Below are 13,641 nucleotides of genomic sequence, written 5' to 3'. Positions count from 1 at the left end.
GAGGGCCTCGCCGCGGCTGATAAGCAGGAGGCTGCCGCGCACGCCGCCACCGTAGCAGCGGGACCCGCCGGGAGCAGCCCGGCCGGGCGCGTCGTCCCACGTCGTGGACGCCCGCCGGCGAGCCGCCGCGCGGCCGGCGCGTCAGAAGCCCCCGCTCCGCCGCAGCCGCAGCGGACGGCCGTCGGGGTCGTCGAACAGCCGGTAGACGGGCACGGCCCACAGCCGGGTGGCGGCCGACAGCGCCTCGGGCCGGTGCGGCCGGAGACGCCCCGGGGGGCGCGGCCCGACCTGCCCGCCGTCGTACCAGGCCTGCAGCGCCGCAGCCGACGCCTCGACGGCCGCGACGAAGTCGTCGGGGTCGAGCAGGTCGGCGTCCTCGGAGCCGTCGGGAGCCCGGTCCAGGTGCTCACGGGCCAGCTGCAGGCGCAGGTCACGGGCGAGCACCCGGGCGCCGTCGCCGTGCCCGGCCGGGTCGCGCGGCTCGCGTTCGTCGAGGGTGGTGTCCAGGACGGCGCTGGACAGCTCGCTGTCGTGGGTCCAGGACCGCCGGTTGAAGTTGTCGCTGCCCACGCTGACCCAGACGTCGTCGACCACGCAGACCTTGGCGTGCACGTAGACCGGCGTCCCCTCGTGGTTCTCCGGGTCGAACACGTGCACCCGCCCCGGGCCGGCGCGGTGCACGGTGTCCAGGGCCTGCTGGCGCCCCACGTACTGCGGCCGCTCGGAGACCGCGCCCTCCTGGTCGGGCACCCGCGGGACGACCACGACCAGGTGCAGTCCGGGGTGCTCCTGCAGCGCCGTGGCGAACAGGTCGGCCACCTCCTTCGACCACAGGTACTGGTCCTCGAGGTAGACCAGCCGGCGCGCGCGGCGGATCGCCTTGGAGTACCCGCGGGCCACCGACCGCTCGCCCTGCCGGGCGAAGTCGTAGGCCGGCGTCACCTTCGGGTAGGTGCGCAGCGTCTGCACCGTGTGCGGCCCGCACTCCGGTGGCGACGGCGGCTGCGCGGGCAGCGGGGTGGGGTCCATGTGCGACTTCCCGCGCAGGGCGAGCCACTTGTCGTGCACCCAGGCGACCGGGTTCTCCGAGTCGGGGCTGGTGGGGTCGTCCCAGCGCTCGCGGAACACGGTGTCCAGCACACCCACGGCCGGTCCGCGCAGCTGCAGCTGGACGTCGTGCCACGGCGGGGTCCTCCCGTAGGCCGAGGACATCGACTGCGGCTGCGGGTCGCCCCGGTGCCCGGCGTCGTCGCGGCGGGAGTGGCACAGGTCGATGCCGCCGGCGAAGGCGACGTCGTCCTCGGGCCGGCCGACGTGCCGCAGGACGACGAACTTCTGGTGGTGGCTGCCCATGCGGCGCACCCGCTCGTCCAGGACGACGACCCCGCCGGCCTCCTCGACCGCCTCGTCGAGGGAGGCGTTCTCCTCCTTGCTGAAGCTGAGCCCGTCCCAGTGCGACCGCCAGACGAGCCCGCGCACGACCACCCCGCGGCGGGCGGCGTCGGCGAACAGCTCGCCCACGGTCGGGCCGCCGTCCCGCAGCCGCTCGTCGGGGTCGCCGCGCCAGTCGGTGAAGAACAGGTGGTCGCCCGCCTGGAGACCCTGCACCGCCGTCACCAGCCGGTCGAAGTAGACCGCGCCGTGCACCAGCGGCTCGACCTGGTTGCCGGCCGTCCAGGCGGGGATCACGGTGTCCGGGTTGTCGCGCTCGGCGCCGGTGAGCAGCCAGTCCTCGGGGTCGGTCACGCCGTGATCCAACCGTGCCGGCGGCACCGGCGGGGCATCGGTCGCGCCGGGAACCGGGACGGGGCGTCCCACTGGGTGAGCCCGGGGGGCGGCGTGCGCGGGAGCCGCGCGGTCCCGCCGGTAACCTTGGCCCGTGGCCTTGATCGTGCAGAAGTACGGGGGTTCCTCCGTCGCGAACGCCGAGCGCGTCAAGCGCGTCGCCGAGCGGATCGTCGAGGCGAAGAAGAACGGCGACGACGTCGTGGTCGTGGTCTCCGCCATGGGCGACACCACCGACGAGCTGCTCGACCAGGCCCAGCAGATCACCGACGACCCGCCCGGCCGCGAGCTCGACATGCTGCTCACCGCCGGCGAGCGCATCTCGATGGCGCTGCTGGCGATCGCCATCTCCACGCACGGCTACGAGGCGCGGTCGTTCACCGGCTCGCAGGCCGGCGTGATCACCACGTCCAGCCACGGCAAGGCGCGGATCATCGACGTCACCCCGGGCCGGCTGCGCAGCGCGCTCGACGACGGCTCGATCGTCATCGTCGCCGGCTTCCAGGGCGTCAGCCAGGACACCAAGGACATCACCACGCTCGGCCGCGGCGGCTCCGACACCACCGCCGTCGCCGTCGCCGCGGCGCTCGACGCCGACGTCTGCGAGATCTACACCGACGTGGACGGCGTCTTCACCGCCGACCCGCGGATCGTGCCGAACGCCAAGCGGCTGGAGACGGTCACCTACGAGGAGATGCTCGAGCTGGCCGCGTCCGGCGCGAAGGTGCTCATGCTCCGCTGCGTCGAGTACGCCCGCCGCGAGGGCATCCCGGTGCACGTCCGCAGCTCCTACTCACAGCTCCCCGGCACGATCGTGGCCGGCTCGATGGAGGACCTCCCCGTGGAACAGGCGATCATCACCGGCGTCGCGCACGACCGCAGCGAGGGCAAGATCACCGTCTACGGGGTGCCCGACCGGCCGGGTGAGGCCGCGCAGCTCTTCCGCGTGCTCGCCGACGCCGAGATCAACATCGACATGATCGTGCAGAACGTCTCGGCCGAGCACAGCAAGCTCGCCGACATCTCGTTCACCCTGCCCAAGAGCGACGGCCCGACCGCGCTGGAGGCCCTCGAGCGGGTCAAGCACACCGTCGGCTACACCGACGTCAGCTTCGACCAGCACATCGGCAAGGTCTCGCTGGTCGGCGCTGGCATGCGCTCGCACCCGGGGGTCTCGGCCAAGTTCTTCGGCGCGCTCGCCGACGCCGGCGTCAACCTCGAGCTGATCAGCACCTCGGAGATCCGCATCTCCGTGGTCTGCCGCGACACCGACGTCGACCTCGCCGTCCGCGCGGTGCACGACGCGTTCGACCTCGGGTCCGACCAGGCCGAGGCAGTGGTCTACGGAGGTACCGGACGATGAGCCGCCCGCTGCACCTGGGCATCGTCGGCGCGACCGGTCAGGTCGGCGTCGCGATGCGGTCCATCCTGGCCGAGCGCGACTTCCCGCTCGCCTCGATCCGGTTCTTCGCCTCCGCGCGGTCCGCGGGCACCCGGCTGCCCTGGGGCGACGGCGAGGTCGTCGTCGAGGACGCCGCCACCGCCGACCCGACCGGGCTGGACGTCGCGCTGTTCTCCGCCGGCGCGACGACGTCGCGGGCCCAGGCCCCGCGCTTCGCGGCGGCCGGCGTCACGGTGATCGACAACAGCTCGGCGTTCCGCCGGGACCCGGCGATCCCGCTGGTCTGCAGCGAGGTGAACCCCGGCGACATCGCGCTGGCCGCCGAGGGCCGGATCATCGCCAACCCGAACTGCACCACGATGGCCGCGATGCCGGTGCTGAAGCCGCTGCACGACGAGGCCGTGCTGGTCCGGATCGTCGCGAGCACCTACCAGGCGGTCTCCGGCTCCGGTGTCGCCGGCGTGCGCGAGCTGCACGGGCAGGCGCTGGCCGTCGTGGAGAAGGCCGACGAGCTGGCCTACGACGGGTCGGCGGTGACCTACCCGGCGCCGGACGTCTACGTCGCACCGATCGCCTTCAACGTGCTGCCGATGGCCGGCTCGGTCGTCGACGACGGCAGCTTCGAGACCGACGAGGAGCAGAAGCTCCGCAACGAGAGCCGCAAGATCCTCGGCATCCCCGACCTGCGGGTCTCGGGCACCTGCGTGCGCGTGCCGGTGTTCACCGGTCACTCGCTGTCGCTGAACGTCGAGTTCGCCGAGCCGCTGTCGGTCGCGCGGGCCACGGAGCTGCTGTCGCACGCGCCCGGCGTGCAGCTGGCCGACGTCCCCACCCCGCTGCAGGCGGCCGGCAAGGACCCCTCCTACGTGGGCCGGATCCGGCAGGACGGCGACCGCGGGCTCGCGCTGTTCGTCTCCAACGACAACCTGCGCAAGGGGGCCGCCCTCAACACGGTGCAGATCGCGGAGCTGCTGGCGGCCGCCGCCGGCTGAGCCGCGGCCACGATGACGGGGTGACACGGGCGGAGCAGCGGCCACGGGCCGGGCGGGTCGCCGTCCGGCTGGCGGCGGTCGCCGCCGTCGCGGCGCTCGGCCTGTGCTGCGTGCTCGTCGTGGCCGTCCGGCCGTGGCACCACTGGTTCGACCTGAGGGTGTACCGCGAGTCGATCCGCTGGTGGCTGGACGGGCACCCGCTCTACGCCTTCCCCGGCGTGCACGGGCGGTACGGCTTCACCTACCCGCCCTTCGCCGCCGTGGTGCTGATGCCGCTGGCGCTGGTCGGCCGGCGGACGGCGGAGGCGCTGCAGCTGGGCCTGAGCGCGGCGGTCGTGCTGGTCGCCGTCGTCGCCCTGGTGCGGCCGGTGGCGCGGCGGGCCGGGTGGACGCCGTGGTCGGCCGTGGCGCTCGCCGTCCCGGTGGCCGTGGTGGCCAGCCCCGTGCGGGACACGCTGAGCTGGGGCCAGGTCAACCTGTACGTGCTGGGCCTGGTGCTGCTCGACCTCGCTGCGCTGCGGGCGGGCCGGCGCTGGGCCGGCGTCGGCATCGGCCTCGCGGCGGCGGTGAAGCTCACCCCCGCGCTGTTCGTGCTCCACCTCGTGGTCACCCGGCGCTGGCGGGCGGCCGCGGTCGCGACCGGGACGGCCGCGGCGGCGACGCTGCTGGGCGCCGTGGTGGCCCCGCACGCGTCGGCCGACTACTGGTCGTCGGTGCTCTGGGACACCTCGCGGGTCGGGCGGACGGCCAACCCGGCCAACCAGTCGGTGCTCGGCGTCCTGGCCCGCTGGGCCGCCCCCGAGCAGCCGAGCCGGGTGCTGTGGGCGCTGCTCGCGCTGCTGGTGCTGGCGGTGGCGCTCACCCGGGCCGCCCGCGCGGGCAGGCAGGGCGACGACCTGGTGGGGCTCACCCTCACCGGGCTCGCGGCCTCCCTGGTCAGCCCGATCAGCTGGCTGCACCACCTGGTGTGGGTGGTGCCGGCCGGGATCGTCCTGCTGGACCTCGCCGCCGGCACCCCGGCGGCGACCGGGCCCCGTGCGCGGCCCCGGACCACCCGGCTCGCCGCCGGCGTCGGGCTCGCCGTGCTGGTGGCCGTCTACTGGCCCGGCCTGGTCACCGTGGTGAGCGCGCACTGCGGGGAGACGGTGTGCGGCACCCTGCCCGGTGCCCTCGGGCAGAACTCCTACGCCCTGACCGTGCTCGCGCTGGTCCTGCTGCTGCCGGCCCGCGCCCTGGGCCCGGACCGGCAGCCGCCGCGGTCAGGGGGCGACGTGCCGCAGCGCGAACGACAGCGCGACCTCGACCTGCCGGATCGTCTCCTCGACCACGAGTGAGCCGTGGCCGGCGTCGAACCGGTACACCTCGTGCGGCTTGCCCAGCCGGCCCAGCTCGCCCAGGTAGTTGTCGATCTGCCGGATGGGGCAGCGCGGGTCGTTGGCGCCGGCCACCACCAGCACCGGCGCGGCCACCGCGTCGACGTAGGTGATCGGCGAGGAGCGCACGTACACGTCGCGGACCTCCTCGGGCGACCCGCCGAACAGCGCCCGGTCGTAGGCCCGCAGGCCCTCCATCTCGTCCTCGTAGGCGGCCAGGTAGTCGGCCACCGGCACCTCGGCGATGCCGGCTGCCCAGCGCTCGGGCTGAGTGCCCAGCCCCAGCAGCGTCAGGAACCCGCCCCACGAGCCGCCGGACAGGATCGCGCGGGCCGGGTCGACGACCCCCTCGGCCACCAGCGCGTCGTACACCGCGCCGACGTCCTCGAGCTCGGTGAGCCCGGGACGGCCGGTGAGCGCGTCCCGCCACTCGCTGCCGTAGCCGGTCGAGCCGCGGTAGTTCACGTGCACCACCGCGTAGCCGGCGTCCACGTAGGCAGCGCGGCGGGCGCGGTAGGAGTCGTCGTCCAGCGACTCGGGGCCGCCGTGCACCAGGAAGGCGGTCGGATGAGGCCCCTCCCCGGCCGGGCGGACCAGCAGCGCGTGCACGTCGCCGCCCGGGCCGGGCACCCAGCGGTCCTCGACCGGGTAGCCGGCCGGCGGCTCCGCGCCGGGGGCGGCGAGCACGACCGGGCCGTCGGCCCGGCGGATCACCGGCGGCCGCTCGGACGACGACCACGCCAGCTCCACCGTGCCGTCCGGCCGGGCCGTGGCGCCGCGGACGACGCCCGCCGGGGTCTCCACCTGCTCCAGCGCGCCGGTGGCCAGGTCGTAGCGGTACAGCTCGCTGCGGGCGGCGTGGTCGTGGCCGACCAGCAGCGCGGAGCCGTCGGGGTACCAGCCGGCGGTGACGTCGCCGGGCAGGTCCAGCCGCAGCTCGGTCTCGGTGCCGGCCTCGGCGTCCCAGATCAGCAGCTCCTCGCGGCCGCGGCGCTCGTGGCCGACCAGCAGCCGGGCGTCGCCGGCGACGGGGGAGAACTCCAGGGCGTGCAGCCCGCGGCCCTCGCCGTCCCACTTGTCCGCGACCAGCGACAGGTCGGCGGTGCGCAGCACCCGCAGCGCCGGGTAGCGGGGGTCGCCGTGCTCGGAGTGCGAGTAGACGAGCAGGGCGTCGTCGCGGCTGAGCGCGTCGACGGAGGCGGGCTCGGGGCTGGTGTAGAAGACCTGTGGGGTGCCGCCGCGCGGGGCGATCCACAGCTCGCTGCCGTCGTCGGTCGACCGGCCGACCAGCACGACGGTGCGCCCGATCTCCAGGCCGCCGGGGTAGGCCGGGCCCACCTCGGGGACGGCGACCTCGTCGGGGCCGCCGGCGAAGGGCTGGGTCATCCACACGCCGAACTCGTCGCCGTCGGTGTCGGCGAACCACCAGATGGTCTCGCCGTCCGGGCTGACGGTGGCCGCGAGCGTGCCGTTGGGCCGGTCGGTGACCTGGCGGTGGGTGTCGGTGGACCGGTCCCAGGCGTACTGCTCGACCACGCCGCTGGCGTCGGAGGCGTAGACGCTGCGGTGCGGCGCGTCCTCGGCCCAGTCGGGGAGGCTGATCCGCGGGGCCCGGAAGCGGGCCTGCCAGCGCTCGGTGACGTCGGCGGGGAGGGCGGTCTGCTCAGCGGTCACGCGCTCCATCTTCCCCGGGGATGCCCGCACCCACGACAGAGGCCCCACACGACAGAGGCCCTGGACGCTTCCGCGTCCAGGGCCTCTGGTGGAACTGGTCGGGGTGACAGGATTTGAACCTGCGGCCTCGTCGTCCCGAACGACGCGCGCTACCAAGCTGCGCCACACCCCGAGGTGCCTGGGCAACTGTACTTCATGCGCTTCGGCCCCCTTGCAGGGGCCCGGCTCCGAGCCTGCGAGGGGACGGGGGGCAAGGGGGTCCTTCAGCAGGCGGGTCGGGCGGTGAGGGTCAGCAGGGTCGCCTCCGGGGGGCAGGCGAACCGGGCCGGGGCGTACGGGCTGGTGCCCAGACCTGCGGAGACGTGCAGCCAGGTGCCGTTCGGGGCGGCCGGCGACGGTTCCGCCCAGCGGTGCAGCCAGCGCACCCGGTCGCGGTCGATGCCGCAGTTGGTGACGAGCGCGCCGTAGAACGGCACCCGCAGCTGCCCGCCGTGGGTGTGCCCGCACAGCAGCAGGTCGTAGCCGTCGGCGGCGAACCGGTCGAGCACCCGGGGCTCGGGGGAGTGGGCCAGCCCGATCCGCAGGTCGGCGGTGGCGTCGGCGGGCCCGGCCACCAGGTCGTACCGGTCGCGCTGCAGGTGCGAGTCGTCGACGCCGGCGAAGGAGATCCGACGGCCGGCGACGGTGAGCTCACCGGCCGCGTTGGTGAGGTCCAGCCAGCCGCGGCCGGTCATCCCGTCCCGCAGGTCCGCCCAGGGCAGCTCGTCGCCGTGCACCCGCTTGTGGTCGCGCTTGAAGTACTTCAGCGGGTTCTTCGGCCGCGGCGCGAAGTAGTCGTTGCTGGCCAGGCAGAACACGCCGGGGCGGTCCAGCAGCGGGTCCAGCGCGCGCAGCGTGCCGGGAACGGCGTCCATGCCGGCCAGGTTGTCGCCGGTGTCGACGACGAGGTCGGGCTCCAGCCCGGCCAGCCGGGCCACCCAGTCCTGCTTGCGCCGCTGGTCGGCGGTCATGTGCAGGTCGGACAGGTGCAGCACGGTCAGCGGCGCCTGGCCGGGCGGGAGGACGGGCACCTCGAACCGCCGGAGGGTGAAGTGGTTCCGCTCGTACAGGCTCGCGTAGGCGACGGTGGCCGCCCCGCTCGCCAGCAGGGCCGTCGGGACGGCGGTGGTCGCGCGCACCCGCCGAGCCTAGGTGCCGCGGGGGAACTCGGTCGTCCGGGACGGACCAGCAGTGGGAAACTGACGATCATGCCCGAGTTGAAGGACCGTCTCCGCGCCGACCTGACCACCGCCATGAAGGCCCGCGACGAGCTGCGCACCGCCACGCTGCGCATGGTGCTGTCCGCGGTGAGCGCGGAGGAGGTGTCGGGCAAGGAGGCCCGCGAGCTGTCCGACGACGAGGTCGAGGGCGTGCTGCGGCGCGAGGCGAAGAAGCGCCGGGAGGCCGCCGAGGCGTACGCCGGGGCCGGCCGCGCCGAGCAGGCCGAGCGGGAGAAGGCCGAGGGCGAGGTCGTCGCCGGCTACCTGCCCGCCCAGCTCGAGGACGCCGACCTCGCCGCGCTGGTCGCCGACGTGATCACCCGCACCGGCGCGAGCGGGATGAAGGACATGGGCAAGGTGATGGGCGCCGCGAACAAGGAGGTCGCCGGCCGGGCCGAGGGTGGCCGGGTCGCCGCCGAGGTGCGCCGCCAGCTCGGCTGACGCGTCCCAGCAACGACGAACGGCCCCGGCTGCTGCTGCAGCCGGGGCCGTTCCGTGTCGTGCGGTCGGGCTAGGGGTTGCCCTGGTTCTGGCCCGCGTTCGGGTCGGCCGGGGGGTTGGCCTGGCCCCCGGTGTCGGGCGCCGGGGCCTCGGTGGTGCCCTGCGCCGGCGGGTTGTCCCCGCCGCCGTTGGTGCCACCGCCGTTGTTGCCACCGCCGTTGTTGCCACCGCCGCCGTTGCCGCCCCGGGAGCGATCGCCGTCCGACGACGACGGCGGGGCCGGCCGCGAGCCGACCCACTTCGGGTCGGCCGGCGGGAACTCGGCGGTCTGCTGGGCCGACAGGATCGGCAGCATCGCGTCGTGCCAGATCGTGGCCGGCTTGTTGCCGCCGAAGCCGCCGACGCTGTCGGTGCCCAGCGGCCGGAAGACCATGACGGTGCCGGTGTACTCCGGGGTGGAGCCGACGAAGGTCACCGAGTCGTTGTTGTTGACCGTCCCGGTCTTGCCGGCGATCTGGTGGCCCGGGATGAAGGCGCGCTCGGCGGTCTGGAGCGGGTAGCTCGGCTCGACGTCCTTGCGCATCATCTGGTTGAGCGTGTTGGCGATGCCGGGCTCGATGACCTGCTGGCAGTCGTCGCCCTTGACCACCGGCTGGCCGTCGTCGCGGGTGAGCGGCTTGCCGTCCGGCGTGGTGATCGACACGACCGGGGTCGGGGCGCACTTGACGCCGCTGGCCGCGATCGTGGAGTAGGCCGAGGCGAGGTCCAGCGGGCTCACCGGCTCGGGGCTGTAGGGGAACGAGCCGAGGTTGCCGTCGATCCAGTAGTCGGCCGACTTCTGGTTGGGCGCGTCGAAGCTCATGCCCAGCCGCTGGGCCATCTCCACCGCCGGGCGCACGCTGCCGAGCTCGTCCTCCAGCGCCAGGAAGTAGGTGTTGGAGGACATGTAGAGCGCCTGCTCCATGGTCAGCGTGTTCGGGTAGCTGGTGCCCACGTTCGACACGCCGTAGGGGACCCGGCGGCCCTTGTCGTAGGTCTTGTAGATCCGCGACACGTACCGGTCGGGGGTGGTCAGCGTGAAGTTGGCGGTCTTGCCCGACTCCAGCGCCGCGGCGGCGACGAACATCTTGAACGTCGAACCCGAGCCCTTGCTGGGCGTGACGGCGAAGTTCACCGACTCGCAGCCGGCGTTCGGGTCGTCGCAGCCGTAGCGGCGGTTGACGCTCATCGCGAGCACGTGCCCGGTGCCCGGCTCGACGACGTCGTAGGCACCGATCAGCGGGTTGTCCAGGCCGACCGTGTTGAGCACGGCCTGGTCACCGGCCGTCTGCATGTCCGGGCGCAGGGTCGTCTGGATGACGTAGCCGCCGTTGGCGATGTCCTTGGTGGACAGCTTCAGGGTGTTCTGCAGGTAGCCGTAGAGGTAGTCGCAGAAGAACCCGCCGACGCTGGCGTTCGCGCAGCCGTTGGGCGGGTTGCCGCCGGCCGCGGTCTCCACCGGCTGCGCCTTGAGCTCGGCCAGCTGCTCGTCGCTCATCGGCTCGTCGCCGTTGGCGCCGCCGCCGTGGCCGAGCGTGTGCATCCGGTTGAGCACCTGGTTGCGCCGGGTCTGCGCGGCCTCGGGGTGCTCGAGCGGGTTGTCGTTGGTGGGGCTCTGCACCAGCCCGGCCAGCATCGCGGCCTGCGGGAGGCTCAGGTCCGCGGCGCGCACGCTGAAGTACTTCTGCGCCGCGGCCTCGACGCCGTAGGCGCCGCCGCCGAAGTACGCCATGTTCAGGTAGCGGGTGAGGATCTCGTCCTTGGAGTACTTCTTCTCCAGCGCCAGGGCGTACCGGGCCTCGCGCAGCTTGCGGCCGACCGTGTCGTCGGTGGCGGCCAGCCGGCCCTCGGCGTCGTCGGCCGACTGCAGCAGGGTCTGCTTGACCAGCTGCTGGGTGATCGTCGAGCCGCCCTCCTGGACGCCGCCGGCGGCCAGGTTCTTCGCCAGCGCGCGGGCCGTGCCCTCGACGTCCACGCCGTTGTGCTCGTAGAAGCGCGAGTCCTCGATGTCGACCTGCGCCTGCTTCATCACCGGTGCGATCTGGTCGGAGGTGACCAGGGTGCGGTTGTTCTCGTAGAACTCGGTGATCACCGAGCCGTCGGCGGCCTTCACGATCGTGTTGCCCGCCGGCATCTTGTCGGTCAGCTCATCGGGGATCTTGTTGACGATGTCCGCGGAGTTGCGGACGACGACGCCGGTGCCCCCCACGAACGGGAGGAACAGGGCGGCCACCAGCAGGCCGGCGACCACGAGACTCGCGGCCAGCTTGGCGAGGGTGACGATCTTGGAGGGCGACGACTCGGACATCGCCCGCCAAGGTACCGGGCCGGCGGGGTCCCGCGCCGGGCCTCGGGACGGCGACGCGCGGGCGACCTCCGCGACCTCAGCCGGCGCGCTGGCGCGGCGGCAGGACCCGGCTGCGCGGCGTCGTCCCGTCGTCCTCGTCGCCCAGCAGCGCCGCGCCCATCTCCTGCAGGCCCGCCAGGTCGTGGACGTCGCCGGCGGCCGCGGGCACCGTGCGCACCGGGACCTCGGGGTGGGCGCTGGTGAACCGGTCGGCCAGCCGCTGCTCCCGGGTGGCCTGGGCCATCCGCTCGGCGTGCACCCGCAGCGCCCCGGCGGCGAGCCCGGCGCCGTCGCCGTCGGCCTCGGTGACCGCCTCCGCGGCGGCCTCTGCCCGGGTCGCCGACAGCACCGTGGTCGCCGGTGGGTGGGTGCGGTTGAGCACCAGCCCGGCCAGCGGCATGCCCTCCGCGGAGAGCCGGTCGACGAAGTAGGAGGCCTCGCGCAGCGCGTCGGGCTCGGGGGCGGCGACCACCACGAACGACGTCCCCGGCTGGCGGAGCAGCTCGTAGGTGGCCGTCGCCCGCTCGCGGAACCCGCCGAACATGCTGTCCAGCGCAGTGATGAAGGTCGAGATGTCGGCCAGCAGCTGCCCGCCGAGGACCTTGCTGATGATGCGGCTGAAGATCATGAACCCCGCACCCACCAGCTTGACCCCGGCGCGGCCGCCGGCCCGGGCGGGCGCGGTGAGCAGCCGGATCATCGTGCCGTCGAGGAACCGGGAGAGCCGGTTGGGGGCGTCGAGGAAGTCCAGCGCCGACCGCGACGGCGGGGTGTCGACGATGATCAGGTCCCAGCGGTCGGTGGCCCGCAGCTGGCCCAGCTTCTCCATCGCCATGTACTCCTGCGTGCCGGCGAAGGAGGAGGACAGCGCCTGGTAGAAGGGGTTGGCGAAGATCGCCTCCGCCCGCTCGGGCGTCGAGTGCGCGGCGACGACGTCGTCGAACGTCCGCTTCATGTCCAGCATCATGGCGCTGAGCTGCCCGGACGCCCCCGGCGTCGCGACCTGGCGCGGCTCGTTGTCCAGCTCGGTGAGGCCCAGCGACTGGGCCAGCCGGCGGGCCGGGTCGATGGTCAGGACGACGACGTCCCGGCCGGCCTCGGCGGCGGCCACCGCGAGCGCGGCCGACGTCGTGGTCTTGCCGACCCCGCCCGATCCGCAGCACACGATGATCCGGGTGCCGCGGTCGGCGACCAGCGCCCGCAGGTCCATCGCCGGGGCGCTCACGCCGCCACCTCGTCGGTCAGGTGCCCGCCGAGCCGGTCGGCCAGCTCGTACAGGGTGCCCAGGTCGATCGGCCCCACCTGCAGCGGCAGCTCGACGACGGGCCGGCCCAGCGCCTCGACGTCCCCGCGCAGCGCGTCCTGCGCGACCCAGCGCTGCGCGTGCTCGACCGCCTCGGCGGCCAGCCCGTCGGCGACCACGGCGTCCCCGCGCAGCCCCGCCGCGGTGAGCGCCGGCAGCAGGTCGGCCCCGGTCAGCCCGCCCGCGGCGACCTTCCCGAGGTCCTCCTCCGGCAGCAGCGGCTCGGCGGCCATGTTCACCACGACCGAGCCGACCGGCAGCTTCGCCGCGGTGAGCTCACCGATCGCGTCCGCGGTCTCCTGCACCGGCATGTCCTCCAGCAGCGTGACCAGGTGGACGGCGGTCTGCGGCGACCGGAACACGGCCATCACCCCGTCGCTCTGCGTCTTGATCGGGCCGGACCGGGCCAGCCCCGCGACCTCGTTGGTGACGTTGAGGAAGCGGGTGATCCGGCCGGTCGGCGGGGCGTCGACGACGACCGCGTCGTAGACCGGCCGGCCGTCCTTGCCGCGGCGGGTGACCGCCTCCTTGATCTTCCCGGTGAGCAGCACATCGCGCAGGCCCGGGGCGATGGCGGTGGCGAAGTCGACCGCGCCCATCTTGCGCAGCGCCCGGCCGGCCCGCTTGAGGTTGTAGAACATGTCGAGGTACTCGAGGAAGGCCGCCTCGACGTCGATGGCCAGCGCTTTCACCTCGCCACCGCCGCGGGCGACGGCGACCCGGCGCTCGTCGTAGGGCAGCGGCGCGGTGTCGAACAGCTGGGCGATGCCCTGCCGTCCCTCGGTCTCGACGAGCAGCACGCGGCCGCCGTCCGCGGCCAGGGCGAGGGCGAGCGCGGCGGCGACCGTCGTCTTCCCCGTACCGCCCTTCCCGGTCACGATGTGGCACCGCACGGGGGAGGGCACTGGGCTCACCCCGCCCAGCCTACGAGTCAAAGGACCCCCCTGCCCCCCAGCGCTCGCAAGCTCGCGCCGGGCCCCTGCAGCGGGGCCGTTCCATCATGTCGCCAGCGCGGCTGCGCTAGCG

General features: G+C 74.1%; 10 protein-coding genes and 1 tRNA gene. 4 read left to right on the top strand and 7 right to left on the bottom strand.

Annotation, left to right across the window (positions count from 1 at the left end; genetic code table 11):
* Nucleotides 1–141: 141 nt before the first annotated feature.
* Entirely contained in the window at nucleotides 142–1,746 is a 1,605-nt protein-coding gene (locus tag AB0J00_RS17990; RefSeq protein ID WP_357747269.1) for a phospholipase D family protein, read from the bottom strand.
* A 133-nt stretch (nucleotides 1,747–1,879) separates the two neighbouring features.
* On the opposite strand from AB0J00_RS17990, the gene AB0J00_RS17985 reads away from it, so the two are divergent.
* From AB0J00_RS17985 to AB0J00_RS17975, 3 genes are read left to right on the top strand one after another with little or no spacing between them, the layout of a single operon-like run.
* The gene (locus AB0J00_RS17985) at nucleotides 1,880–3,148 is read left to right on the top strand and encodes an aspartate kinase (RefSeq protein ID WP_357747266.1); all 1,269 of its coding nucleotides are present in this window, start codon (nucleotides 1,880–1,882) and stop codon (nucleotides 3,146–3,148) included.
* Nucleotides 3,145–4,179, top strand: a complete 1,035-nt coding sequence (locus AB0J00_RS17980; protein ID WP_357747263.1) for an aspartate-semialdehyde dehydrogenase — start codon at nucleotides 3,145–3,147, stop codon at nucleotides 4,177–4,179. Before AB0J00_RS17985 ends, AB0J00_RS17980 begins: the two co-directional genes overlap by 4 nt.
* A gap of 20 nt (nucleotides 4,180–4,199) precedes the next feature.
* Complete coding sequence (locus AB0J00_RS17975) at nucleotides 4,200–5,513, top strand: glycosyltransferase 87 family protein (protein WP_357747261.1); 1,314 nt, start codon at nucleotides 4,200–4,202, stop codon at nucleotides 5,511–5,513.
* On the opposite strand, the gene AB0J00_RS17970 is transcribed toward AB0J00_RS17975, so the two are convergent.
* The 3 genes from AB0J00_RS17970 to AB0J00_RS17960 form a co-directional block, all read right to left on the bottom strand.
* Nucleotides 5,439–7,235 carry a prolyl oligopeptidase family serine peptidase gene (locus AB0J00_RS17970; protein ID WP_357747259.1) on the bottom strand — a complete coding sequence of 599 codons (1,797 nt, stop codon included), beginning with the start codon at nucleotides 7,233–7,235 and terminating at the stop codon, nucleotides 5,439–5,441. The two genes, AB0J00_RS17975 and AB0J00_RS17970, sit on opposite strands and share 75 nt — an antisense overlap.
* A gap of 86 nt (nucleotides 7,236–7,321) precedes the next feature.
* A tRNA-Pro gene (locus tag AB0J00_RS17965) sits at nucleotides 7,322–7,398 on the bottom strand.
* Nucleotides 7,399–7,489: 91 nt separating this feature from the next.
* Entirely contained in the window at nucleotides 7,490–8,404 is a 915-nt protein-coding gene (locus AB0J00_RS17960; RefSeq protein WP_357747257.1) for a metallophosphoesterase, read from the bottom strand.
* 69 nt (nucleotides 8,405–8,473) lie between these two features.
* Between AB0J00_RS17960 and AB0J00_RS17955 the strand changes: the two genes are divergently transcribed.
* Nucleotides 8,474–8,926 carry a GatB/YqeY domain-containing protein gene (locus AB0J00_RS17955; protein WP_357747254.1) on the top strand — a complete coding sequence of 151 codons (453 nt, stop codon included), beginning with the start codon at nucleotides 8,474–8,476 and terminating at the stop codon, nucleotides 8,924–8,926.
* A gap of 70 nt (nucleotides 8,927–8,996) precedes the next feature.
* Here the strand turns inward: AB0J00_RS17955 and AB0J00_RS17950 are convergent, their stop codons facing one another.
* The 3 genes from AB0J00_RS17950 to AB0J00_RS17940 form a co-directional block, all read right to left on the bottom strand.
* A complete protein-coding gene (locus tag AB0J00_RS17950; protein ID WP_357747252.1) occupies nucleotides 8,997–11,273 on the bottom strand; it encodes a transglycosylase domain-containing protein in 2,277 nt (758 codons plus the stop codon).
* 76 nt (nucleotides 11,274–11,349) lie between these two features.
* Nucleotides 11,350–12,537: an ArsA family ATPase gene (locus AB0J00_RS17945; protein ID WP_357747250.1), complete on the bottom strand. Its 1,188-nt coding sequence runs from the start codon at nucleotides 12,535–12,537 to the stop codon at nucleotides 11,350–11,352.
* A complete protein-coding gene (locus AB0J00_RS17940; RefSeq protein WP_357747249.1) occupies nucleotides 12,534–13,529 on the bottom strand; it encodes an ArsA-related P-loop ATPase in 996 nt (331 codons plus the stop codon). The genes AB0J00_RS17945 and AB0J00_RS17940 overlap by 4 nt, the downstream gene beginning before the upstream one ends.
* Between the last annotated feature and the right edge of the window lie 112 nt (nucleotides 13,530–13,641).

This window comes from Modestobacter sp. NPDC049651 (assembly GCF_040659695.1).
Lineage (GTDB): Bacteria > Actinomycetota > Actinomycetes > Mycobacteriales > Geodermatophilaceae > Modestobacter.
Note: the sequence above shows the minus strand (reverse complement) of the source record. Positions and strands in the feature narration are given on the sequence as shown.

What these genes read in the sequence shown, in the direction of transcription:
- AB0J00_RS17970 (WP_357747259.1), bottom strand. Translation starts at nt 7,235, where the DNA reads ATGGAGCGCGTGACCGCTGAGCAGACCGCCCTCCCCGCCGACGTCACC.
- AB0J00_RS17950 (WP_357747252.1), bottom strand. Translation starts at nt 11,273, where the DNA reads ATGTCCGAGTCGTCGCCCTCCAAGATCGTCACCCTCGCCAAGCTGGCC.
- AB0J00_RS17955 (WP_357747254.1), top strand. Translation starts at nt 8,474, where the DNA reads ATGCCCGAGTTGAAGGACCGTCTCCGCGCCGACCTGACCACCGCCATG.
- AB0J00_RS17980 (WP_357747263.1), top strand. Translation starts at nt 3,145, where the DNA reads ATGAGCCGCCCGCTGCACCTGGGCATCGTCGGCGCGACCGGTCAGGTC.